General features: G+C 33.6%; 20 protein-coding genes, 1 tRNA gene and 2 pseudogenes. 15 read left to right on the forward strand and 8 right to left on the reverse strand.

Going from position 1 to position 25,174, the window contains the following annotated elements:
* Positions 1-18 precede the first annotated feature (18 nt).
* From P5P90_RS10380 to P5P90_RS10395, 4 genes are all read right to left on the reverse strand, one after another.
* The gene (locus P5P90_RS10380; RefSeq protein ID WP_278034622.1) at positions 19-804 is read right to left on the reverse strand and encodes an alpha/beta fold hydrolase; all 786 of its coding nucleotides are present in this window, start codon (positions 802-804) and stop codon (positions 19-21) included.
* Between the two features lie 83 nt (positions 805-887).
* Entirely contained in the window at positions 888-1,688 is an 801-nt protein-coding gene (locus tag P5P90_RS10385; RefSeq protein ID WP_278034623.1) for a TIGR00266 family protein, read from the reverse strand.
* Positions 1,689-1,915: 227 nt separating this feature from the next.
* Positions 1,916-3,208, reverse strand: coding sequence for an aminopeptidase P family protein (locus P5P90_RS10390; protein WP_278034624.1), 1,293 nt, complete (start codon positions 3,206-3,208; stop codon positions 1,916-1,918).
* A 139-nt stretch (positions 3,209-3,347) separates the two neighbouring features.
* The gene (locus tag P5P90_RS10395; protein ID WP_278034625.1) at positions 3,348-4,709 is read right to left on the reverse strand and encodes a hydroxymethylglutaryl-CoA synthase family protein; all 1,362 of its coding nucleotides are present in this window, start codon (positions 4,707-4,709) and stop codon (positions 3,348-3,350) included.
* Between the two features lie 369 nt (positions 4,710-5,078).
* Between P5P90_RS10395 and P5P90_RS10400 the strand changes: the two genes are divergently transcribed.
* The 4 genes from P5P90_RS10400 to P5P90_RS10415 all read left to right on the forward strand — a co-directional run bounded on the left by P5P90_RS10400 (position 5,079) and on the right by P5P90_RS10415 (position 9,442).
* Entirely contained in the window at positions 5,079-5,744 is a 666-nt protein-coding gene (locus P5P90_RS10400; protein ID WP_278034626.1) for a succinate dehydrogenase cytochrome b subunit, read from the forward strand.
* Positions 5,745-5,756: 12 nt separating this feature from the next.
* Positions 5,757-7,757: a fumarate reductase/succinate dehydrogenase flavoprotein subunit gene (locus P5P90_RS10405; protein WP_278034627.1), complete on the forward strand. Its 2,001-nt coding sequence runs from the start codon at positions 5,757-5,759 to the stop codon at positions 7,755-7,757.
* Positions 7,758-7,809: 52 nt separating this feature from the next.
* A complete protein-coding gene (locus P5P90_RS10410; RefSeq protein ID WP_278034628.1) occupies positions 7,810-8,556 on the forward strand; it encodes a succinate dehydrogenase/fumarate reductase iron-sulfur subunit in 747 nt (248 codons plus the stop codon).
* Between the two features lie 121 nt (positions 8,557-8,677).
* Positions 8,678-9,442, forward strand: a complete 765-nt coding sequence (locus tag P5P90_RS10415) for an amidohydrolase (protein ID WP_278034629.1) — start codon at positions 8,678-8,680, stop codon at positions 9,440-9,442.
* On the opposite strand, the gene P5P90_RS10420 is transcribed toward P5P90_RS10415, so the two are convergent.
* Complete coding sequence (locus P5P90_RS10420; protein WP_278034630.1) at positions 9,439-11,124, reverse strand: Ig-like domain-containing domain; 1,686 nt, start codon at positions 11,122-11,124, stop codon at positions 9,439-9,441. The genes P5P90_RS10415 and P5P90_RS10420 overlap by 4 nt on opposite strands.
* 156 nt (positions 11,125-11,280) lie before the next feature.
* Between P5P90_RS10420 and mce the strand changes: the two genes are divergently transcribed.
* Positions 11,281-11,679, forward strand: a complete 399-nt coding sequence (gene mce / locus P5P90_RS10425; RefSeq protein WP_278034631.1) for a methylmalonyl-CoA epimerase — start codon at positions 11,281-11,283, stop codon at positions 11,677-11,679.
* Between the two features lie 118 nt (positions 11,680-11,797).
* Positions 11,798-11,871: transfer RNA gene (locus P5P90_RS10430), tRNA-Ile, on the forward strand.
* 524 nt (positions 11,872-12,395) lie between these two features.
* Here P5P90_RS10430 and P5P90_RS10435 read toward each other — a convergent pair.
* On the reverse strand, positions 12,396-12,986 hold the full coding sequence (locus P5P90_RS10435; RefSeq protein ID WP_278034632.1) for a riboflavin synthase: 591 nt from the start codon (positions 12,984-12,986) through the stop codon (positions 12,396-12,398).
* A gap of 56 nt (positions 12,987-13,042) precedes the next feature.
* Here P5P90_RS10435 and pdxA point away from each other — a divergent pair.
* The 6 genes and pseudogenes from pdxA to accC all read left to right on the forward strand — a co-directional run bounded on the left by pdxA (position 13,043) and on the right by accC (position 18,077).
* Positions 13,043-14,085: pseudogene (gene pdxA / locus P5P90_RS10440) on the forward strand (4-hydroxythreonine-4-phosphate dehydrogenase PdxA).
* A gap of 90 nt (positions 14,086-14,175) precedes the next feature.
* Positions 14,176-14,718 carry a YceD family protein gene (locus tag P5P90_RS10445; RefSeq protein ID WP_278034633.1) on the forward strand — a complete coding sequence of 181 codons (543 nt, stop codon included), beginning with the start codon at positions 14,176-14,178 and terminating at the stop codon, positions 14,716-14,718.
* Positions 14,719-14,727: 9 nt separating this feature from the next.
* Positions 14,728-14,925: a 50S ribosomal protein L32 gene (gene rpmF, locus P5P90_RS10450; RefSeq protein WP_026715365.1), complete on the forward strand. Its 198-nt coding sequence runs from the start codon at positions 14,728-14,730 to the stop codon at positions 14,923-14,925.
* Positions 14,926-15,101: 176 nt separating this feature from the next.
* The gene (locus P5P90_RS10455) at positions 15,102-16,100 is read left to right on the forward strand and encodes a beta-ketoacyl-ACP synthase III (protein ID WP_278034634.1); all 999 of its coding nucleotides are present in this window, start codon (positions 15,102-15,104) and stop codon (positions 16,098-16,100) included.
* 25 nt (positions 16,101-16,125) lie between these two features.
* A complete protein-coding gene (gene accB, locus P5P90_RS10460; protein ID WP_278034635.1) occupies positions 16,126-16,611 on the forward strand; it encodes an acetyl-CoA carboxylase biotin carboxyl carrier protein in 486 nt (161 codons plus the stop codon).
* Positions 16,612-16,730: 119 nt separating this feature from the next.
* Entirely contained in the window at positions 16,731-18,077 is a 1,347-nt protein-coding gene (gene accC / locus P5P90_RS10465) for an acetyl-CoA carboxylase biotin carboxylase subunit (RefSeq protein ID WP_278034636.1), read from the forward strand.
* A 261-nt stretch (positions 18,078-18,338) separates the two neighbouring features.
* Here the strand turns inward: accC and P5P90_RS10470 are convergent, their stop codons facing one another.
* Positions 18,339-19,535 carry a C1 family peptidase gene (locus P5P90_RS10470; protein ID WP_278034637.1) on the reverse strand — a complete coding sequence of 399 codons (1,197 nt, stop codon included), beginning with the start codon at positions 19,533-19,535 and terminating at the stop codon, positions 18,339-18,341.
* Positions 19,536-19,601: 66 nt separating this feature from the next.
* Positions 19,602-21,521 carry a S9 family peptidase gene (locus P5P90_RS10475; RefSeq protein ID WP_278034638.1) on the reverse strand — a complete coding sequence of 640 codons (1,920 nt, stop codon included), beginning with the start codon at positions 21,519-21,521 and terminating at the stop codon, positions 19,602-19,604.
* Positions 21,522-21,649: 128 nt separating this feature from the next.
* On the opposite strand from P5P90_RS10475, the gene mtgA reads away from it, so the two are divergent.
* The 3 genes and pseudogenes from mtgA to P5P90_RS10490 all read left to right on the forward strand — a co-directional run bounded on the left by mtgA (position 21,650) and on the right by P5P90_RS10490 (position 25,131).
* Complete coding sequence (gene mtgA, locus P5P90_RS10480) at positions 21,650-22,393, forward strand: monofunctional biosynthetic peptidoglycan transglycosylase (protein ID WP_278034639.1); 744 nt, start codon at positions 21,650-21,652, stop codon at positions 22,391-22,393.
* On the forward strand, positions 22,393-23,340 hold the full coding sequence (locus tag P5P90_RS10485) for a lipid A deacylase LpxR family protein (protein WP_340696397.1): 948 nt from the start codon (positions 22,393-22,395) through the stop codon (positions 23,338-23,340). The genes mtgA and P5P90_RS10485 overlap by 1 nt, the downstream gene beginning before the upstream one ends.
* Positions 23,341-24,301: 961 nt before the next feature.
* Positions 24,302-25,131 (forward strand): annotated as a pseudogene (locus tag P5P90_RS10490) (DUF6377 domain-containing protein).
* Positions 25,132-25,174: the final 43 nt, after the last annotated feature.

Genomic DNA, 25,174 nt, shown 5'->3' on the forward strand with positions numbered 1-25,174 from the left:
GAAGATTAATTAGTGGTATTATTTAATCTTCTTAAAAAAGTTCAATAAAACCGAAGTTAGTTCAGTTTCGTTTTCAATGTGGGACATGTGACCGTCTGGGAAAGTGACTAGTTGAACATCAGTTTCTTCAATTTGTTCCAGATTTTCTTCATAATTCAAAACAGGATCTTTTTGTCCTAGGATAAGCATTTTTGGATAAGGTGTCAGGTGTAAAATTACTTCTCGATCCATACGGATTTTCATTCCCTCCAGTGAAGCCACAATGCCTTGTAAAGGTGTTTTTAAAGCTTCTTGTTTTACCAATTCTATTTGGTCTTTTAAACGTTCACGATTTTCTTCGCTGAATAAATTGGCTATCGAAAGCGAAATGAAATTAGCGAATGATTGTTTAACCGCTTTAATGGCACGGTCACGGTTCAATTTTCGTTCTTCGCTGTCTGCTCGTGAAGTTGAATTTAATAAAACCAACCCTTTTACATTGTCAGGATACAATTCGGCGAAAGCCAGAGCCACATAACCGCCCATGGAATGCCCAACAAAAATAGCTTTTCGAATGCGCAATTCAGCTAAAACGGCATGAACCACATCGGCATTGTTTTCCATGGAGTGAACATAACCCATACAATCGGTTTCACCATGACCCAATAAATCAATGGTAATGATGCGGTATTTTTTAGAGAATTCGGGGATAAAAGCGTTCCACATGCTTTTGTTCTCCAAAAATCCATGAAGCAACACAATTGCTGTTCCTTTGCCAGAATCGGTATACGAAATGCGGGTGTTTTTAAAGAGAATTGATTTCAATGGGGTTGACTTTTATACGGCAAAAATAGGATTTTTATTTTTTTTAAACCTAACAGTTCTTTAAAAGCTGTTAGGTTTTGTTATTAAAAACGATTATCTCCATCCAATAAATTTCCTAATCCGCCTAGTAGGCTGCCTTCGTCACGGCTATTTCCTCCAGCTTTTGGAGCTGAGGCAATGATTCTGTCGGCAAGACGGCTAAATGGTAAGGATTGTATGTACACTGTTCCGGGACCTTTAAGGGTGGCATAAAATAAGCCTTCGCCTCCAAAAATGGAATTACGGATGCCTCCAATAAATTCAATATCGTAATCTACATCCTGAGTAAATCCTATGATACAACCGGTGTCGACTTTTAGAATTTCGCCTGCTTTCAATTCTTTTTTAGCCATTGTTCCTCCTGAATGTACAAAAGCCATTCCGTCGCCTTCAATTTTTTGCATGATGAAACCTTCACCACCAAAGAGTCCGCGACCTAATTTTCTTGAAAATTCAATGCCTACAGCTACTCCTTTGGCCGCACATAAAAAAGCATCTTTTTGACAGATGAATTTTCCATTAAATTGAGTTAAATCAATTGGGAGAATTTTTCCAGGATAAGGTGAAGCAAAGGATACTTTGGCTTTGCCATAATTTTGATTGATAAAAGCGGTCATGAACAAACTTTCGCCAGTAAGTACTCTTTTTCCAGCGCTGAGTAATTTTCCGAAAATTCCCGTTTGTTGCTCAGAACCATCTCCAAAAATGGTTTGCATTTGGATGTTGTTGTCCATCATCATAAAACTGCCTGCCTCGGCAATGATAATTTCTTGTGGGTCGAGTTCGATTTCGACGTATTGCATTTCTTCGCCAAAAATCTCGTAATCTATTTCGTGTGCTCGCATTTTTTTATTCGTTTAAATTGAAAGTTAAAGTTACAAAAAATGAAATTAATTTCTGATGTTTTTCTTTTTGCACAAGGGATGGAAGCGGCATCCTTTTATCTCGTTTTCCAGAACGAGATAAAAGATATAGCATACAGCCCGACCCGAAGGGATGTGCCATAAAAAAACGGCTTACATTGCTGCAAACCGTTTTGTTGTTTTATCTTGTTTCTCTTTTCTAAAGAAAATTAAGCATTCATCAAGCTTTCAATTTCATCTGCTTCAATTGGGATGTTGCGCATTAAATTGAAAGGTTCGCCTGTTGGTTGGATCACAACATCATCTTCAATACGGATTCCAAAACCTTCTTCAGGAATGTAAATTCCGGGCTCTACCGTGAAAACCATATTGGCTTGCATAGGCTCAGTCAAAAGTCCGTAATCGTGAGTGTCTAGTCCCATGTGGTGTGAAGTGCCGTGCATGAAGTATTTTTTGTAAGCGGGCCAATCTGGATTTTCGTTTTGAACATCGGCTTTGTCCAAAAGTCCAAGTCCTAATAATTCAGAAGTCATGATTTTGCCCACTTCAATATGGTATTGTTTCCAGAGTGTTCCCGGTGTAAGCATTTTAGTCGCTTCGTTTTTCACGCGTAAAACGGCATTGTAAACTGCTTTTTGACGTTCAGAATAACGGCCTGATACAGGGATGGTACGTGTTAAATCACTGGAATAATTAGCATATTCGGCAGCAACGTCCAGTAAAAGTAAATCGCCTTCTTTACATTGTTGGTTGTTTTCGATGTAATGTAATACATTCGCATTCTTTCCTGAGGCAATAATTGGTGTATAGGCAAAACCTTTTGAACGGTTACGGATGAATTCGTGAATCAGTTCAGCTTCGATTTCGTATTCCATTACATTTGGCTTTACAAATGATAGTAATCGACGGAAACCAAGTTCTGTAATGTTACAAGCCTGTTGAATCAAATCGATTTCTTCACTTTCTTTTATCGAACGTAAATGTTGCAAAATAGGGTTGCTTTTAGCGACTTGATGCGCTGGGTATTTCTCTTTCCACCATTTTACAAAACGCGCTTCACGCGTTTCGGTTTCAATTTTAGAGCGATAATGTTCGTTTGTATTGATATAAATAGTGTCTGAATACGTCATTAATTCAAACAATATTTTTTCGAAATCCTGAAGCCAATATACGGTTTTGATTCCTGATACAGCAAAAGCTTCGTCTTTAGTTAATTTAGCTCCTTCCCAAATGGCAATGTGCTCGTTAGTTTCTTTTAGGAATAACATTTCTTTTTGATGCTCGTAAGGTGCATCTGGGAAAAGTAACAAGATGCTTTCTTCTTGATCAATTCCACTTAAATAAAAAATATCGCGGTGTTGTGCAAAAGGCAAAGTACTGTCGGCACTTACGGGATAAATATCGTTCGAATTAAAAACGGCAACACTATTAGGTTTCATTTGAGCCGTGAATTTTTTACGGTTTTTTATAAAAAGGCTGTTGCTAATTTGATGATATTTCATGTTTGAATGTGTTTTTTGATTAAAACAGCAAAATTAATGATTTATGAGACGCGTGTTAAGTTTGATTTCTTAAAGTTTTGCTATAAAAAAAGCCGAAAGAATCGATTCTTTCGGCTTGAATATGTGTTTTGGAAAATTTTTAATTTACCCATTTGTAGTAACGAGCTCCTAATAAATTTGTATTTTCAGATTCGATTCGATCTAAAATCCATTCGTTTTTTGGAGTTTGAATACTTTGTTTTTGTTCTTTTTTATGGAGTTTTTCATAAGTTTCAAAGTTAATTTCGAAACTTTGATCTAAGGTTTCAAATAGTTTTACATTAGCTAAAGCTTCTTTCCATTGGTCTTGAATAATTCCTTCAAAAACTTTAGATTTAGATCCACTTCCATAGGCTAGGAATCCAAAAGTATTTCCAGTAATTTCTTTATTCGTATTATAAAAAAGGGACAAAGTAGAAAGGAATCCCATAAAAATAGATCCAGTATAAAGATTACCAATCAAAGAAGAGGCCAATTCGGCAGGCATTAATTTTTCATCCACAAAAGTTTTGTATTCGGCCGTTTTGCTAGTTTCTTTTAGCTTGTTTTGGTACTCTGCCGGAGTTTCATTTCCTGAAATTATTGAATTTTGGGCATCCAAAGCATAGATTTCAGATAACATACGTCTCCCTTGGAAGGAATAAGGCAAGTGCATGATAATGCTATTCCAACTTTGGTATAAGGTTTCTGAAGTCTTTTTTAATTTTTTAAACGAAAAATATGCGTTTCGGGTTCTGTCCATATAACACTGATTCGAATATTGTCCGTCAAAAACGGGTTGGTCTTTGTGGATTTCGATTTCGGCTTCCAGATTATCAAACCAAGCTTCGTTGTTTGTATTTCCAGTGATGGCTTCCTTAGAAATTGTTCGGTGTGGTTTGAAAAAGTCGAAAACACCTTTGGTATTGGTAGCCCAATTATTTTCAAAAGCAATAATTCTTGGGTTAGTAGTAATCAACATCGCCATTGCTCCAGCTCCCTGCGTGTATTCGCCAGTAGAGTTCAAATCGTATTTAGCAATATCAGTTGTAACAACAATCGCTTTTTTGTCTGGATTTAAACGGATGAAGTCAAGGCAATTTTGCATGGCATCTACACCGCCGATACAAGCAAATGTAAAATCGACCACGTCGCATTCGGCTAAGGTGTTTTCGCTAAATTTTTGCTCCATTAAATCAATAAGGAAGGAACCGATAGGTTTGGCATTGTCAATAGCGCTTTCGGTGCCTACATAAATTCGGGCTATTTCGTTAAGATTAAGGTTGTGGTCTGTAATTAATTTGGTTAAAGCATTTGCTGCCAAAACAACGCTGTCTTGGTGCGCATCTGTTAAAGTCATTTTGAGTAATCCCAAACCTTTTTCTAGTTTTTCAGGCTCTATTTTTCTGGCTTCTGCCAATGTTTTTATGGGTAAATGTAGTTTGGCTACATCAAAAGATAGTGCGTCAATTCCTGTTTTCATTTCCAGTTTTTTTGAAAATGCAAAGATAAAATCCCGTTTTAGAAATTCAGTTTCTTTATCAACACAAAATAGTTGGAATTTGTGTTTTTGTTGATTTTAAAGCAAAAGAATATAAAAATTATTAAATCTGTTTTTTTTAGGCTTTTTACTGTGGATTTGCAATTCTTTTTTTAGCAGTGTTTTTCTGTCTGTTTTTTTGTATTTTTTAATTAACTAATTGTTATTAAGTGTTTTATGGTTGTTTTTATAAGTGTCTGTACTTTTTTTATTGACAACTTTATAATGTTTCTAAATAAGAACGAAAAGGTTGTAGTTCGTTGCTAATTACTTTATTTTTGTGTACTTTTTTAAATTATATTCTAAAATATTATGGCAAAATCTGGATTATTGAAATCGTCAATAGCAAAAAAAGTAGCTATGGCACTTTCAGGACTTTTTTTGATGTTGTTTTTAGCGCAGCATTTTTTTATTAATATGATGTCAGTTTTTAGTGCTGATGTTTTTAATTCGATTTCTCATTTCATGGGATTGAATCCTTTGGTTCAGTTTGTTATTCAGCCAATCCTTATTATAGGTGTTGTTTTTCACTTCATCATGGGATTTGTATTGGATATTCAAAACAAAAAAGCAAGACCTATTGGGTACGCTAGCTACAATGGTGCTGCAAATGCAAGTTGGGCGTCACGTAACATGATTATTTCAGGATCAGTTATTTTAGCGTTTTTAGGATTGCATTTTTATGATTTTTGGGTTCCAGAAATTGTATACAAATATGTAGAATTCAATGCTGCAGACGAGACTCGTTATTTTCCTGAATTAGTACACAAGTTTGAAAGCCCAGTTCGTACAGCTTTGTACAGCTTATCATTTATTTTATTGTCTTTACACTTGCGTCACGGATTCAGTTCGTCTTTCCAATCTGTCGGACAAAATAATAAATATACTAAAGGAATGAAAAACTTCGGATTATGGTTTTCAGTAATCGTTCCTTTAGGATTCGTGTTTATTGCATTATTTCATCATTTCAATCATTAATATTCAATTATAATGGCATTAGATTCAAAAATTCCACATGGTCCAATTGCGGACAAATGGACAAATTATAAAGATCATATTAATTTAGTAAACCCTGCTAACAAACGTAATTTAGATATTATTGTTGTTGGGACAGGATTGGCTGGAGGTTCTGCAGCTGCTACTTTAGCAGAATTAGGATATAACGTAAAAGCATTTTGTTTCCAAGATTCACCTCGTCGTGCGCACTCTATTGCAGCACAAGGGGGTATCAACGCAGCAAAAAATTATAAAGGAGACGGTGACTCAGTTTACAGATTGTTTTACGATACTGTAAAAGGAGGAGATTATCGTGCTCGTGAGGCAAACGTGTATCGTTTGGCTGAAGTTTCTGCTAATATTATTGACCAATGTGTGGCTCAAGGGGTGCCATTGGCTCGTGAATATGGTGGATTATTAGATAACCGTTCTTTTGGAGGAACTTTGGTTTCTCGTACATTTTACGCACAAGGTCAAACAGGGCAACAATTATTGTTAGGAGCTTATTCTGCAATGAACCGTCAAATTGGTCGTGGAAAAATCAAAATGTATAACCGTCACGAAATGCTTGAATTAGTAAAAATTGACGGAAAAGCAAGAGGTATCATTGCTCGTAACTTAATTACTGGAGAAATCGAAAGACATTCAGCTCACGCTGTTGTTATTGCTTCTGGAGGTTACGGAAACGTATTCTTCTTATCAACTAACGCAATGGGTTCTAATGCTACTGCAGCATGGAAAATTCATAAAAAAGGAGCTTTCTTTGCAAACCCTTGTTATACTCAAATTCACCCAACATGTATTCCGGTTTCAGGTGACCACCAATCAAAATTAACGTTGATGTCAGAGTCGTTACGTAATGACGGACGTATCTGGGTTCCTGCTAAATTAGAAGATGCACAAGCTATCCGCGAAGGAAAGAAAAAAGCAACTGATATTCCTGAAGCAGACAGAGATTATTTCTTGGAAAGAAGATATCCAGCGTTTGGTAACTTAGTACCTCGTGACGTTGCTTCTCGTGCTGCTAAAGAAAGATGTGATGCTGGTTTTGGTGTGAACAAAACAGGTGAGGCAGTTTACTTAGATTTTGCTGCAGCTATTCAACGTTACGGAAAAGAAGCGGCTTATGTAAAAGGTTTAGATGCTAATGACAATGCTTTAGTAACTAAATTAGGTACTGAAATTGTAAAAAGTAAATACGGAAACTTATTCCAAATGTATTACAAAATCGTTGACGAAGATCCATATACTACGCCAATGATGATTTACCCTGCGGTTCACTATACAATGGGTGGAACATGGGTTGATTATAACTTAATGACTACAATTCCTGGTTGTTTCTCAATTGGAGAGTCTAACTTCTCTGATCACGGAGCGAACCGTTTAGGAGCTTCTGCTTTGATGCAAGGTTTAGCTGATGGTTATTTCGTATTGCCATACACAATTGGTGATTACTTAGCACCAGATATCAAAATGGGACCTATTTCTACAGATAGACCTGAATTTGAAGAGGCTGAGAAATCTGTAAAAGATTTGATTGCTAAATTTATCAATAATGATGGTAAACATTCAGTTGATCACTTCCACAAAAAATTAGGAAAAATTATGTGGAACAAAGTAGGTATGGCTCGTAACGAAAAAGGATTAAAAGAAGCAATCGAAGAAATCGCTGCTTTACGTGAAGAGTTTTATAGAGATGTAAAAGTACCCGGAACAGATAAAGAATTCAACCAAGAATTAGAAAAAGCAATTCGTGTTGCCGATTTCTTAGAGTTAGGAGAATTATTCGCCAAAGATGCTTTACACCGTAATGAGTCTTGTGGAGGTCACTTCCGTGAAGAATATCAAACAGAAGAAGGGGAAGCACTTCGTGATGACGAAAACTTTGCTTATGTTGCTGCTTGGGAATACAAAGGAAAACCAAGTGATGCGGTACTTCACAAAGAGCCGTTGAATTACGAGAACATTAAATTAGTACAACGTAGTTATAAATAGTATTCAGAGAAAGTCTTGATACTTATTTCTTAATACTTAATACTTAGAGAAAATGAAACTTACATTAAAAATATGGCGTCAAAAAAACGCTCAAGATAAAGGGAGAATGGTCGATTATAAAATCGACGGAATTGAACCTGATATGTCATTCCTTGAAATGCTTGATGTATTCAACGAACAACAAATCAATGCTGGTGAAGAACCAGTAGCTTTTGACCACGACTGTCGTGAAGGAATTTGCGGAATGTGTTCTTTATTTATTAACGGTGAAGCACACGGACCAGATAGAGGAGTAACTACTTGTCAATTACACATGCGTATGTTTAAAGACGGAGATACTATCACTATCGAGCCTTTCCGTGCCGCAGCTTTCCCAGTGGTAAAAGACTTAGTTGTTGACAGAAGTTCTTTTGATAGAATCCAACACGCAGGAGGATTTATTTCGGTAAATACTTCTGGAAATACTATTGATGCTAACACGATTCCGGTAAACAAAGATGATGCTGATAAAGCGTTTGATGCTGCAACTTGTATTGGATGTGGAGCTTGCGTGGCTACATGTAAAAACTCTTCAGCTATGTTATTCGTTTCGGCTAAAGTTTCTCAATATGCTTTGTTACCACAAGGTAGAGTAGAAGCTGCTGACCGTGTATTGAACATGGTTAAACAAATGGATGAAGAAGGTTTTGGTAACTGTACGAATACAGGAGCTTGTGAAATCGAATGTCCTAAAGGAATTTCATTAGAGAACATTGCTCGTATGAACAGAGAATATCTTTCAGCTAGCTTGAAAGGATAATACTTTCGACTATATTATATCAAAAACGTCCTAAAAAATTGGGACGTTTTTTGTTTGTTTCAAATCTTTGTGAATCTCTTTTTGGCTTTGCGTATCTTTGTGAAGCAGCAAACGATTTAATATGAAAATAGCACTTATTCAATCCAATCTAATTTGGGAAAATCCTAAAGCTAATCTAGATATTTTCGAAAATAAAATCAATGAAATCAATGAGTCAGTTGACTTGGTTGTGCTCCCTGAGATGTTTACGACAGGCTTTACGATGAATCCTAATGCAGTAGCTGAAAGCATGCAAGGAGAAACTCTGCTGTGGATGCAATCTTTGGCGAAAGCTAAAAAAACGGCTATAACAGGGAGTGTGGTAATTGAGGAATCAGGGAATTTTTATAATCGAATGTTGTTTGTGTTTCCTTCAGGTGACATTGAACACTACGACAAGAGACATTTGTTTACGCTGGCTGGGGAAGAAAAAGTGTATACAGCAGGGAATAAAAAATTAATTGTCGATTATTTGGGTTGGAAAATTTGTCCGATGGTGTGTTATGATTTGCGTTTTCCGGTATTTTCCAGAAATGTAGAAAATTACGATTTGCTTTTGTATGTAGCGAGCTGGCCTGAAAAAAGAATTCAAGCTTGGGATACTTTGTTAAAAGCACGTGCCATCGAAAATATGAGTTATGTGGTAGCGGTGAATCGCGTTGGTGTAGATGATAATCAGCATCAATATGTGGGGCACTCACAAGTAATCGGTTTTCTGGGTAATTATGAGTTGGAACCACAAGAAACCGAAAATGTTTTTGTGATTCGTTTAGATCGTGATAAAATGCTATCAGCTAGGAATTCTTTTGGTTTCCTGAATGATAAAGATGCTTTTCAATTGTGTTAGTATTGTTTTTTCTTTGGCTTTAGTTTATTTTCTTTGGGTGGAGGGCTATAAGGAATGCTAACATCAAAAGTTTCAATGGCATCCCAATTTGGTCTAACATTTTCAATTTCTTTTGAATAATAGATGACTTCTTCGGAGTTTCTTTTCTCTATAAAATTACCAGAGTCGTATTTTTTATTTTTATTATCATCGTAAATTATTCGAAGACCATAAATAGCGGGATTCAATAAATTGAAGTCTACTTCACGGTAAGATTCAAGGTATTGCGTAGTAACTACATCGCTTTTAGAATCTATTAAATCAAGTATAATTGGATAACGTTTTACGTTTTCCAATTTAACTTTCAAGTTACCGTATTCTTCTAATTTTCTCGTGCTAACTTGATAACTTAATGTGTCATTAGTGCGTTCAAAAAAATCGGTCATTGCACCAGGGAGAATCTGAAAGGAGTATTTGTCTTCTGGTTCTTTCTTAAAATCAAAAAATAACTTTTGATTAAAAGCGTCATATTTGGTTGTGAATTTAACCGGAACGGAATCTTTATTAATCAATTTTATTTTTGTTTCATCAAATTTTACTAATGGAGTAGTAGCTTCTAAAGCAAAAGAATCATAAAAATTAGTAGGATTAACAGAGTTAATAGTTAGGGTGTCTTTCTTTTGATTTTTAAATTTTAAAGCAAAATTTTTGTTGAAAGCATCTTTGTTTACATCAACTTTTAAAGAATCTGTTTTTAAAGGTTTGAACCAAATTTGTAATGAATCTTTTTTGGGTAATTTGGTTACAATACTTTCTATGATTTCATTTTTATTTTTTAAAACAACTTTAGGGACGTCTTTTGCTTCGTTTATAGTTCCTTCATAACCTAAGAATAATTTATTAGCTGCTTCTTGAGTAGGTTTAAAAACTTTAAGGGGGATGTCCTCTTTAAAAAGTTCGATTTCGTATAAGGTGTCATTGGGAACCGAGATATAATCTTTGATGAATCCAATTTTTTCTGTTTTTGGATCAAATTTATTGTTGTTGTTTAGGTCCTTTATAGCAATTAATCGGTATTTACCCGCTTTTAAATTTTCTAATCGGAATGTTTTTAAGCTATCAAGGGTATTGGTAATATATCTTGGTCCTGGGATTTTTCCTCCAGAATCTTTTTGGTTGTAAATGATAGAGTCGTTGTAGGTGTCGTTTACTTCGTAAAGCATTACTGAAATAAAGGATTCAGGTTCTTTCTCAAATGCATATTTTACTTTACCTCCAATAGCTAAGGAATCAATATAATTTCCTGTTGAAAACACATATTTAAATTGGTTAAGTGGATTACCTTCATTATTGTCGGTTAAGCTTTGTCCAAAGTTAAAGCTATAGGTTGTGTTAGGTTGTAAAGTATCATTAATTTTAATTGTGATTTTTTGACTTGCTGTAGTGGGCAAAATAAGTGGTTCGTTTTTCATTGGAGGTGAAATGACCAATTGTTTTTTTAAGCCTTTAAGAATAACAATTTCATCAAATTCTAATTTGATTTGTTTTGCATTAAAATTAGTGCTGAAATTCTCTGGGAAACTCGTTCTTAAAGTTGGAGCAATGGTATCTTTTAGTCCTCCAGTAATGCTGCCTCTTTTGGCGCAACTAGCCAAGATAATAATTAATAATAATGAGATGTATTTTAATTTGTCTTTCAACATGTAATTCTGAATTTAGAAGTTACAAAATAACGATTATAATTACTGGAATTAAAACTTTTTATTGATTTATTAAGATTCTCTCAGCTGGATAATGATTATCTTTAAACTATAAACGGTATTAGATTTAGTGAAAAGCGTTTTTTAATTTTAATTTAAATGAAAAAAATAGATCATATAGGAATTGCTGTTAAAGATATTGATGTTTCGAATGCTTTGTTTGAAAAACTATTTGGAGTTTCGCCATATAAGTTTGAAGAAGTAGAAAGCGAAGGAGTTTTGACTTCTTTTTTTAAAACAGATGCCAATAAAATTGAACTTTTAGCAGCAACAAATCAGGAGAGTTCGATAGCAAAATTTTTAGAAAAAAAAGGAGAAGGTATACACCATATTGCTTTTGAGGTTACTAATATCAACGATGAGGTGCAAAGGTTAAAAGCGGAAGGTTTTGTTGTTTTAAATGAAGTTCCAAAGAAAGGGGCCGATAATAAATGGGTTGTTTTTTTGCATCCTAAAACCACTAATGGTGTTTTGATAGAATTGTGTCAAACGATATAAATCTCATAATCAATGTTTTTGATTTTTTGATTATTAATAATTAATTCTAAGGTAAAAAACTAAGCTAAAAATATTTGGAGCAACCAAAAAATAGTAGTAATATTGCAAACTCTTAACCGGTCCTATAGCTCAGCTGGTTAGAGCACCTGACTCATAATCAGGTGGTCCCTGGTTCGAGCCCAGGTGGGACCACTTTTAAAACCAAGCCTTTGCAGCAATGTAGAGGCTTTTTTGTTTTGTGAAATTCCATTTTTGATAAACTTTATTGTCATTTAAGTTAAGAGTAATTTTTTTAAAAATGTGAAATATAATTTACAAAATAGGTGAATTATCGATGAAATCCCTTTAAAATTAACTTTGTAAAGGATTTTTCTATTGTAATATATTCGGTTAAATGCTATACCTTTGTTTTTTATGTTTGGAGTTTAAGTATGAATAGACAAATAAAAATATTTTTTCTTGTAAAATCCGAACATTTTTTATGATGTTATGAGGAAAATGCTAAATAAGTGTTTATTGTTTGTTTTTTTGATTTTGGGTTTCGAGGTAGTTGCTCAAGGGGGTGGACCGCCTCCTCCTGTTCCGCCTCCTCCCGGATTACCTGTAAATGATAATCTTTTGTTTTTATTTGTCGGTGCTCTATTGTATGGTTTGTTAAAAATTTATTTTTCGATAGTAAAAAAATAAACGCTCGATGTAATTCGAGCGTTTATTTTTTATAGTTTATTTGTGTAAAGGCGAGAAACATATTTTCCAATAACATCAAATTCAAGATTGATTTTTGAACCTACTTCAAAATTTTTAAAGTTAGTGTGTTCGTGAGTGTAAGGGATAATTGCTACACTAAATTCTTTTTTTTGAGAGTTTACTACTGTTAGACTCACCCCATTGACTGTGATAGATCCTTTTTCGATGGTCAAATTGTTTAGTTTGTCGTCATATTCAAATGTGTAAAGCCAACTCCCATTAGTTTCTAAAATGGATTTGCAAATTCCGGTTTGATCTACATGTCCTTGAACAATATGTCCGTCTAAACGATCGCCTAATTTCATCGCTCTTTCTAGGTTTACAAGATCACCTACTTTCCAATCTCCTAAATTGGTTTTTTTAATGGTCTCGTCAATTGCGGTAACCGTATATTGTGAGTCTTGAATTTTTACAACTGTTAAGCAGATTCCGTTATGAGCGACACTTTGGTCTATTTTTAGTTCGTTTGTGATAGAAGAATCTATTGTAACGTGAATATTGTCTTTTTCTTTTTTTATTTCTTGGATAGTTCCAAGTGTTTCTATGATTCCTGTAAACATTCTTGTTTTATTTTACTAAATTTGCACTTCAAAATTAGCAATAAAAACTTGTGGGTATGATTAAAAAAGCAGAAAATATTATCGTAGGAATTTCGATTGGAGATTTAAATGGTATTGGAAGCGAGGTTATTCTTAAAACATTTGAAGATGTTCGAATGTTAGAACTATGTACGCCAGTTATTTTTGCTAATGTAAAGATTTTGTCATTTATAAAAAGAAATTTAGAACTTACGGTTGGTCTTCATGGGATTGATAAGTTAGATCAAATTGTTCCAGGGAAAATCAATGTGTTGAATGTTTGGAAAGAAGGAGTTGATTTGAATTTAGGGACAAATGATGATAAGGTAGGTGAATATGCCATAAAATCCTTTGTTGCGGCAACAAAAGCTTTAAAGGAAGATTTGGTCGATGTTTTAGTGACTGCACCAATAAATAAATATAATATTCAGTCGGAAGATTTTAAGTTTCCAGGTCATACCGATTATTTGGATCAGAAATTAGAAGGTGATGCTTTGATGTTTATGGTTCAGGATAATTTGAGAGTAGGGCTCTTAACGGATCATGTGCCAATTAATCAAGTGGCTTCTCGTTTGACGGAAGATTTGATCATAAAAAAATTAATACAGTAAAGCAATCGTTGATTCGTGATTTTAGTATCAATCAACCTAAAATTGCAGTTTTAGGATTAAATCCACATTGTGGGGATGGAGGTGTTATTGGGAAAGAAGATGAAGAGTTGATTCGTCCGGTTTTGAGAAAATTATTTGATGCGGGCACTATGGTTTTTGGTCCTTTTCCTGCAGATGGTTTTTTTGGAAGTGGGCATTATGAGAAATTTGATGCTGTTATTGCGACGTATCATGACCAAGGTTTGGTTCCGTTTAAGACCTTGTCTTTTGGTAAAGGGGTGAATTTTACAGCAGGTTTGAATAAGGTTAGAACGTCTCCAGATCATGGAACAGCCTATGATATTGCAGGCAAAGGAATCGCTGATTTTAATTCTTTTAAAGAAGCGGTTTATTTGGCGATAGATGTCTATCGTTCAAGGATTCAGTATCAAGAAATGGTTGAGAATCCGTTAAAAGTAAAGGAAAAATAAATGTAAATAAAAAAAGATTAATAAGGTTATTGGATTTACAATAATTTTATATCTTTGCACTCCCGAAGTTACGGGCAAAATTTTGTTGAAATGAATAGGACAAAAGAATTTTTAATTCCTTTCGTGGGCTTAAAGCTAGGGAAACATCATTTTGAATATCAGATTGATAATGCGTTCTTTGAGATATTTGAGTATGACGAATTTCAAAATTCGGATATTAAAGTATCTGTTGTTTTGGAGAAAAAAAGCAATATGCTTGAGTTAAGTTTCAAACACAAAGGGACTGTGAATGTACCTTGTGATGTAACTGGGGAAGATTTTGATTTGCCAATCAAAGGTAAAATGAAGTTGATTGTCCGTTTTGGTGAGACTTTTAATGATGATAATGAAGAATTGCTGATTTTGCCTTTTGGGGAATTTGAAATAAATATAGTGCAATATATTTATGAAATGATTGTCCTTTCGGTACCTCTAAAACGCGTTCATCCAGGTGTTAAAGACGGAAGTTTAAAAACCGAAGCCTTAGAGAAACTGAATGAATTAAAAGTAAAAGAAGTAGAGAAAAAAGAGATTAAAGAAGAGAATATAGACCCGCGTTGGGACAAATTAAAGCAACTATTAACGGATAAATAATATAGTAAAATGGCACATCCTAAAAGAAAGACCTCTAAAACAAGAAGAGATAAGAGAAGAACACATTACAAAGCTACAGTAGCACAAATCGCAACTTGTCCTGTTACAGGAGAGGCTCACTTATACCACAGAGCTTACTGGCATGAAGGTAAAATGTATTACAGAGGACAAGTAGTTATTGATAAGTCTGAGGCTACTTTTGCTTAATATATTTTAATAGAAAATACATGAACTCTCACATTTTGTGAGAGTTTTTTGTTGTTTGTGATTTTCGTTAAATAAGAAGTTTTTAAAGATGAAGGGATTAGATTTTTTTGTATTTTTAACCCCTTTTAAAATGTTTTCTTCTGTGTGAAAATAGAAGGAAAAATATCCGAAGAATAATGAATAAAATTACGGCCGCAATAACTGCAGTTGGAGCGTATGTTCCAGATTTTGTGCTAACCAATCAGGTCTTAGAAACTATGGTTGACACAAACGACGAGTGGATAACTTCGCGTACAGGAATAAAAGAAAGAAGAATTTTAAAAGATGCTGATAAAGGAACTTCTTTTATGGCTATCAAAGCGGCTCAAGACTTAATTGCCAAAGCGAATATTGATCCTTTAGAAATTGATTTAGTATTAATGGCAACAGCAACTCCTGATATGCAAGTTTCAGCAACAGGGGCTTATGTAGCAACTCAAATTGGTGCTACAAATGCTTTTGCTTATGATTTACAAGCAGCTTGTTCTAGTTTCTTATATGGAATGTCAACGGCTTCAGCTTACATTCAATCAGGAAGATATAAAAAAGTATTGCTTATTGGTGCCGATAAAATGTCGTCAATTGTAGATTATACGGATAGAACAACCTGTATTATTTTTGGTGATGGTGCAGGAGCTGTGTTGTTCGAACCTAATTACGAAGGACTTGGATTGCAAGATGAATATTTAAGAAGTGACGGTATTGGTCGCGATTTCTTAAAAATTGATGCCGGTGGATCACTTAATCCTACCACGATTGAAACAGTTCAAGAAAAAAGACACAGTATAAGACAAGATGGGAAAACAGTATTTAAATATGCTGTTACTAATATGGCTGATGCTAGTGAGCAAATTTTAAAAAGAAACAATCTAACAAATGAAGATGTTGCTTTTTTAGTACCCCATCAAGCTAATAAACGCATTATCGATGCTACTGCAAGTCGAATGAATTTAGAAGAGTCTAAGGTTTTGATGAATATTGAAAAGTATGGAAATACTACTTCGGCAACTTTACCTTTAGTATTAAATGATTTCGAACATTTGTTTAAAAAAGGAGATACTATTATTTTTGCTGCGTTTGGAGGAGGATTCACTTGGGGTTCTATCTATCTAAAATGGGCATACGACAAGAAATAAAAATTAAACTAAAATCACAAATATTATGGATTTAAAAGAAATTCAGAACCTAATCAAATTTGTATCCAACTCTGGTGTTGCTGAGGTAAAGTTAGAAATGGATGATGTTAAAATTACCATTAGAACTGTATTAGAAAGTACTACTCCTGAGCCAACTTATGTTCAACAATTGCCAGCTCAAGCACCAGTACAACAAATTATAGCTACTCCAGCAGCAGCAGCTCCAACGGCTCCAGTTGCAGCAGCTCCAGCAGCAGATGATTCATCTAAATATATTACTATCAAGTCTCCAATGATTGGAACTTTTTATAGAAAACCATCTCCAGACAAACCTGTTTTTGTTGAAGTAGGTACTTCTATTGGAAAAGGAGATGTGCTTTGTGTTGTTGAGGCAATGAAATTATTTAACGAAATCGAATCTGAAGTTTCTGGAAAAATTGTTAAAATTTTAGTTGATGACATGTCGCCAGTAGAATTTGATCAACCATTATTCTTAGTAGATCCATCATAAATTTAAGATTTTAGATTACAGATTTTAGATTGCTGATTTGAATTTGATGAATATTTAGATTTAAGTTGATAGCATTCTTGACTTCTGATTTCTAACTTCTAACTTCTAACTTTTAAAAGATGTTTAAAAAAATATTAGTTGCAAATAGAGGAGAAATTGCACTTCGTGTAATTAGAACATGCAAGGAAATGGGTATTAAAACAGTTGCTGTTTACTCTACTGCTGATGCAGAAAGTTTGCATGTAAAGTTTGCTGACGAAGCGGTTTGTATTGGACCTGCACCAAGCAACTTATCCTATTTGAAAATGTCAAATATTATTGCTGCAGCAGAAATTACTAATGCTGATGCAATCCATCCAGGATATGGCTTCCTTTCTGAAAACTCAAAGTTTTCAAAAATTTGTCAAGAACACGGAATTAAGTTCATTGGAGCTGCTCCTGAAATGATTGACAGAATGGGAGATAAAGCTTCTGCAAAATCAACTATGATTGAAGCTGGTGTACCATGTGTTCCCGGTTCAGAAGGGATTTTAGAATCTTATGAGCAAGCTAAAAAAGTAGCTAGTGAAATAGGTTATCCTGTTATGATGAAAGCTACTGCTGGTGGTGGTGGAAAAGGAATGCGTGCTATCTGGAAAGAAGAAGATCTTCATAAAGCATGGGAAAGTGCTCGTCAAGAAGCGGCAGCTGCTTTTGGAAATGACGGAATGTACATGGAGAAATTAATTGAAGAACCACGTCATATCGAAATCCAAGTTGTAGGGGATGCTTATGGAAAAGCTTGTCACCTTTCTGAAAGAGATTGTTCTGTACAAAGACGTCACCAAAAATTAACTGAAGAAACTCCTTCTCCATTTATGACTGACGATTTACGTCAAAGAATGGGTGAGGCAGCAGTAAAAGCAGCTGAATATATTAAATATGAAGGTGCAGGAACCGTTGAGTTCTTAGTTGATAAACACCGTAATTTCTACTTTATGGAAATGAATACTCGTATTCAAGTAGAACATCCAATTACAGAACAAGTTATTGATTACGATTTAATTCGTGAGCAAATTATGGTTGCTGCAGGAATTCCAATTTCTGGTAAAAACTATATGCCACAATTACACGCTATCGAGTGTCGTATCAATGCTGAAGATCCATACAATGATTTTAGACCCTCACCTGGAAAAATAACTACTTTGCACATGCCAGGTGGTCACGGAGTTCGTTTAGATACTCACGTATATTCAGGTTATACAATTCCGCCTAATTATGATTCGATGATTGCTAAATTAATTACTACAGCACAAACACGTGAAGAAGCAATTAGTAAAATGAGAAGAGCATTAGATGAATTCGTAATTGAAGGTATCAAAACTACGATTCCTTTCCATAGACAATTAATGGATGATCCACGCTATATTGCGGGAGATTATACCACAGCATTTATGGAAACGTTCAAAATGAATGATCCAGAATAATTAAGTTTATATTTACATAAAAAAACCTCACTGAAAAGTGAGGTTTTTTTATGCTTTAATTTAGTTAAACCATTAAGGTATTAAGAGATTTAAGAAAATGCTTAATGAGACTTAACTTCTTAATGGTTTAATTTTATAACTAATGTTTTCGGTTTTTAAGAATTAATAAAAAAACAGTAGTAAACCAGAGCTTACTACTGTTTAAAAATTGTACGTTTTGTTAATCCTGTATTATTTTTTCAGGACTTGACAGGCTGTATATTATACTCCTAATTTTTTGGCAATTTCACTTGGAACTCCTCCTTTGTTTACTAAGAAAGCGGTAGTTTTATATTTTACATAGTTTTTAGTTACATATAAATACCCTTTGTAATCATTCGTTGCTCCCCAAGAATTTTTAACTATGTAGTATTCTTTTCCTGTTTGATCTTTTGAAAGTCCTACAATATGCATAGCATGGTCATCGGTAGTTTGATAATTGTCAAATGCTTTTTGACGTAATTCAGGAGTGATTTCCATTTCAGGTTTAGGTCCCACAAACATACTACCAATTTCTTGATTGCTCATTTCACTGTATTCTTTTGATGGAACAAATGCAACACCATTTTTCCAGCTAAAGCTTTTTTCACTTACATCAGCACACCAAGCAACAGTATATCCTTTTTTCAACGCATTATCAATAATGGTAGTCATATCATCGATTTTTACATTGTAAATTTGATTAAATGCCCAGTTGTCAGGAACCATTAACATGGTTTTCTCATAATAAGGAGCATCTGTAAAAGAAGAGATTTCAATGTATTCACTTGGATTTATACCCACAACTTCTTTTGCAAATGATTTAGGTGAATAGCTTTTACCTTTATAAGTAAAAGTTTCAGGAACTGATCCTAAATAGGAATCAATAACTGCAGTATATGCTTTTTCCCAGTTAGGTGTTAGATCTCCGTTAGGGTTTTTAACAACTGCTTCTAATACTCCTTTTGCAATAGCACTCATTTCTGCAAGTTTGTTGTTAGAAGTGCCATAATTTAATCCTGTATAGGCTTCTTGTGGCATTGCACCGTATTTAGCATACATGTTTATTACATCATGAGGCTCTCCTCCTTCACCTAGCGAAACAGCTCCGTGCATTCGAACATAATTTTTACCTTTTTCGATATAGGCATTTCTAGCCGAAAATAGTTGTGATAATTCTACAGGTTGTTTGCCTAAACGGATCATTTCTGATTCAAGGTATGAATTGGTACTGTAACTCCAGCAAGTTCCTGACGAACCTTGATTTTTTACTGAAGTATTTGCTAGGTTAATAATGTCTGTAAATTTGAAACTTTCTTTGCTGTTAGTGCTAGCATTTACTCGAAGTGAATTCACAAGATTATCTTGAGCCGAAATGCTGTTTAAAGCCAACATAAATGTTGAAGCGATAAAGATTTTTTTAAGAGGAGCTTTTTGCATGATTTTTAATTTTGCTTGAATATTTGCGAGCAAATTAAAGGAAAATGTGGAAAATAGCGACAATCATTAATTATTTTTTAACGTTTCTAAGGTTTCGTTTAGCCATTTGTAAAATTCTTTTTGCCAAATTAAAGCATTTTGAGGTTTTAAAACCCAGTGATTTTCTTCGGGGAAATACAATAATCTACTTTTTATTCCTCGCAATTGTGCTGCTTGAAATGCTTCCTGTGCTTGACCAATAGGTACTCTAAAGTCATTTCCTCCTTGAATAATTAATATTGGTCTATTCCATTTTTCTACGTTGTTAATCGGATTAAATATTGTGTAGGCCTTTTGAGCTACAACATTATCTTTTTCCCAATAAGCTCCACCAAAATCCCAATTATTAAAAAACACCTCTTCGGTAGTTCCAAACATACTTTGGGTATTAAAGACCCCGTCATGGGCAATAAAAGTTTTGAATCGATTATTGTGAATTCCGGCTAAATAAAATACGGAATAACCGCCATAACTGGCGCCAATACATCCTAAACGATTTTTGTCAACATATTTTTCTTTGGCTACATCATCAATAGCCGAAAGGTAATCGTCCATAACTTGTCCGCCCCAGTCTTTGCTTATTTGCTCGTTCCATGCTACTCCATGTCCTGGCATTCCACGACGATTTGGTGCAACTACGATGTAACCGTTGGCTGCCATTAATTGAAAATTCCAACGGAAAGAATAAAATTGCGTTAATGCCGATTGTGGTCCACCTTGACAATATAGTAATGTTGGGTATTTTTTGGAAGCATCAAAATTGGGTGGAAATACAACCCAAACTAACATTTTTTTACCGTCAGTTGTGGTTACATATCTTCTTTCGGTTTTGCTTAGCGCTAAAGATTTATAGGTATCCGTATTTACATTTGATAATTGTAGCCAAGTTTTTTTCTTTAGATTGTATGAAAAAATTTCGGAAGCGTGATTGATGTCACTTCGGGTAACAATTATCGCATCACCTGAAAAACCAACTAATCCAGTAATATCAAAATCACCATTGGTTAATTGATTAACAACTGGAATTTTTTTATTTAAACCAGGGAAATCAACTTCAAATAACTGGATTGTTCCGTCAGTAGCGGCATTAAAATATACTTTTTTGCCATCGGTGCTCCAAATAAAGCTTTCAACTGTTCCATCCCAATTAGTTGTTAAGTTGATATTCATTCCTTTGTGATTAACAATAATATCTTTTTTATCCGATTCATATCCATCACGTTTCATTTGTAACCAAGTTAAATTTCCTGTTGGTGAAAAAGTAGGATTGGTGTCGTAACCTAAATTACCTTCGGTTATATTAATTGTTTTTCCTGTATCTAAATGGTATTGGTAAATGTCAGTATTAGTACTGGTAGCATAAGCTGTTCCTGATTTTTTCTTGGATACATATAAAATACTTTTGCTGTCTGGAGACCAAATATAATCTTCGTCTCCACCAAAAGGTTTTTGTGGACTATCAAAATTTTCTCCCTTTAGGACATCAATTCCTATAGAACCTTCCTTGTTTTCTTTGTAAAAAACATGATTAAATTTGCCTTCGTTCCATTTGTCCCAATGGCGGTAATCTAGACCATTATAAATTTGTGCATTTGATTTTTCAAGCTCTGGATAAAAATCTTTTCCGTGAACTTTGTCAATTTTTACCTCTTCATTGTAAACAATGTATTTGCCATCTGGAGAGATGTTTTTGTTTTTCAAATAGTCATCTGGTGATTCAATATTAATTGGATTTCCACCATTTAAAGGCAAAGAATAATATTTAGAATTCAATTTATTTTCTTCAATAGAAGGAATATGAACCTCATAAATTACATTTTTTCCGTCTTTAGAAATACCTAAAGTAGTTATTCTTCCTAGTTTCCATAGTAATTCTGGTGACATTGTGTTTTGTGAAATGGCATTTAAACTCATTATTATCAGTGTTATATGAACTATTTTTTTCATTATGAACAATTATTTTTATTGTTTTAAAAATACCAATTCTAATTTTAATACGAATCAGATAAATCAAGTTATATTTTAATAACTGGAACAATTTTTTTTACTTTTATAAAAAATTTGATTTATTATAAATGGCGACAAAAGTCACTTCAAAATCCAATTCAAAAAAACCTGTAAAAAAGGGTTCCACTAGTATTATGACACGATTGAGAGTTTTTATATTTAAATGTATTTTATGGTTTGTGGGGCTTTCCCTTTTTTTAGTGGTGTTGTTCAAGTTTGTTCCAGTTCCTTTTACTCCTTTGATGCTTATACGCGCTATAGAGAATAAAGTGGCAGGAAAACCTGTTTATCTCAATCACGATTGGGAACCTCTAGAAAATATTTCGGTAAATTTACAAAAGGCGGTTATCGCGAGTGAAGATGGCTTGTTTGTTCATCATAATGGTTTTGATTTTAAAGCCATGCAAAAAGCATACAAGAATAACGAAAGAGGCCGAAGAATAAAGGGAGGAAGTACGATTTCGCAGCAAACGGCAAAAAATGTTTTTTTATGGCAAGGCAGAAGTTATTTGCGAAAAGGTCTCGAAGCTTATTTTACTGTTTTGATTGAGTTAATTTGGGGTAAGGAGCGAATTATGGAAGTTTATTTAAACAGTATTGAAATGGGCGACGGAATTTATGGCGCCCAAGCTGCAGCACAATATTGGTACAGAAAGGATGCAGCTAATTTAACCCGAAAACAAGCGGCAGGAATAGCTGCAATATTACCTAATCCTAGAAAGTTTACAGCAACAAGTTCTTCCTCTTATATTAATAGACGCAAAGATAAAATCATGCGTGTTATGAGAACGGTGGGAAAAATTGAATATTAATGCGATTGAATCGATTTCTTTTTATTTCCTTTTTTCTTTTGTTGTCGATCCGGTTAACGGGTCAAAATGCTACTGTTGAATTGGGTCTAATTACAGATAATGATTTGTACACTTCTTCAAAGAACGATCAATATTATACTAATGGACTACAACTATTTTATAGGTATCTGTCTAAAAAGGAAAATCCGGCACTAATTAAAAAAATAAATGAGTTTCGAATAGGGCAATTTATGTACATGCCCAGAAAAATTTATGTTGATGAAGAAGAAAAGGTTGACCGGCCTTTTGCAGGTTATCTTTTTGGAGAATATGGGAATTCGCTATTTTATACTAATCAATCTGTTTTAAAAAAATATGTTCAAATAGGTTTTATAGGTCCTAATTCTTATGCTGATCGAGTTCAATCCGGTACACATAAATTATTTCATTATACTTCTTTTGAAGAATGGGATTATCAAATTAAAAATGATTTAGGAATCCAGCTATACGGGATTTATTCAAAGCCAATTTTGCATTCAATCCAAAACAATACTTTTGATTTTAATTGGCAATCTGAGGCTAAAATAGGTACCGTATTTAACTCCCTTTCAACAACTGTTGTTGCTAGAATTGGATTTAAAAAATTGTTGCCAATTTCTGATTCCAATTTTTACGGTGCTTCCATAAGTAGGGGTAAGAGTTTAAATGAAACAGAGTTTTATTTTTACATGGTACCTTCGTTCAATGTTCAGTTTTACGATGCAACAATTCAAGGCGGCCTTTTTAATAATGATAGTCCAGTAACTTTTGATATTAAGCCTTTTCGATTTAATGGTGAGGCTGGTTTAAGATACCGAAAAAACAATTGGAATCTATCCTATGCTTTTGTCTATAGAGGAAAAGAAGTGAAATTTCATAGAAACATAGGTTATTTTTATGGGTCTATTATGCTGTCTTATCTTTTTTAAGTTCTATTTATATTTATAGTAAAATAATTTTTTAAAAATAAAGGATTAGTTTTATTATTCAGAAATGATTTTTGATCTTTAAAAATGCATTTATGAATAAAATATTTAATAAATTAGTTCTGCTAAACTCAAATCTAAACTCATTACAATGTGTAAATTCTGGACGGTAATCCTTATTGTTTTTTCTCCATTCTTTTTGTATTCTCAAGTTGAAATTGACTCATTGTTAAATGAATTAGATACTACAATTGATAAGAGCGAATTGTATCATAAAAGAAAAGAAGTTGAAATTAATAAATTAAGAAGTTTATTAAAACTAACTACTTCAAATGTACATAAGTATGAAATTTATGAGAAATTGTATAATCAATATAGAGCGTATCAATCGGATTCGGCCTTAAACTATGCCCGAAAAAGTCTTGTAGTCGCTAATACATTAAAAGATTTAACAAAGATTAATACCTCAAAGCTTAATTTATCCTCTATTATGGGGACTTTAGGTATGTATAAGGAGGCAACAGAAATACTAACTAATTTAGATATTAGTTCAACTCCTGAAATCAAAAGTTTTTATTATGGGGTAAATAGTTCAGTTTATCTCTACATGTCTGAATATGCTGCTTCTAAGCAGGAAAAAGACAAATATGTGCAGTTAACCAAGCAATTTCGCGATTCTATTTTTAAATATGATCCGGTTAATTCAGGTTCATACATTATAACTCAGTCTAATAAATTTTTTCAACAAGGAAAATATGATGAAATGCTTCGTGATTTGGAGTCTTATTTTCCAAAAATGAATAATAATAATCCTGATAAATCAGTTGTAGCTTATATGATTTCTGAGGCTTACCAGCGCAAAAAAGATTTTGATCAGGAAAAAAAATGGCTTATTATTTCGGCAATACATGATTTACAGTTAGAAAAGAAAGAATATATCTCCCTTCGTTCACTAGCATTTATTATGTATAAAGAAGGAGATATTGATAGGGCATATAAGTATATCAAACGTTCTTTAGAAGATGCTCTTTTTGCAATGCACGTTTGCGAACGTATGAAATATCGCGAATGCTCCCTATTATTAATGAGGCCTATCAAAAACAAAACGATACCAATAACAAGCAATTAACTGTCTTTTTGGTTAGTGCCAGTATTTTGTCATTGTTTTTAATGGTTGTTTTGTTTATGTTATTTAAACAAATGAAAAAATTATCAAGAGCAAAACAGGAAATTAGTTCGGCAAATGGCCAATTAATCACATTGAATAATGAATTGCATCTTTTTAATGAAAAACTCAATGAAACTAATAATACGCTCAAAGAAGCTAATTTGGTAAAAGAAATATATATTGGCAGATATATGGATCAGTGTTCGGTCTATATCAGTAAATTAGACGAATACCGACGAAAATTAAACGTAATTGTTTCGAGTGGAAAAACAGGCGAGCTTGTAAAAGCCATAAAATCAAAAGAATTTATTGAAGAAGAATTAAAAGAATTCTATCATAATTTTGACAAAACATTTTTATTGCTTTTTCCTGATTTTATTGAAGAATTTAATAGTTTATTGACAGATAATGAAGATATTAAATTAAAGCCGGGAGAATTAATGAATACAGAATTACGAATTTTTGCTTTGATTCGTTTAGGAATATCCGATAGTGCTAAAATAGCTGAATTTTTACGTTACTCTTTGTCTACCATTTATAATTACAGGACTAAATTAAGAAACAAAGCTTTGGGACCTCGTGATGAGTTTGAAGCAAATGTGATGCGGATAGGGACAAATAAATAATAAATTGTTTTTTTATTGCAGCCTCATTGCCTTTTTAGGGTAT

It is taken from the genome of Flavobacterium nitratireducens, from assembly GCF_029625335.1.
Classification (GTDB): Bacteria; Bacteroidota; Bacteroidia; order Flavobacteriales; family Flavobacteriaceae; genus Flavobacterium; species Flavobacterium nitratireducens.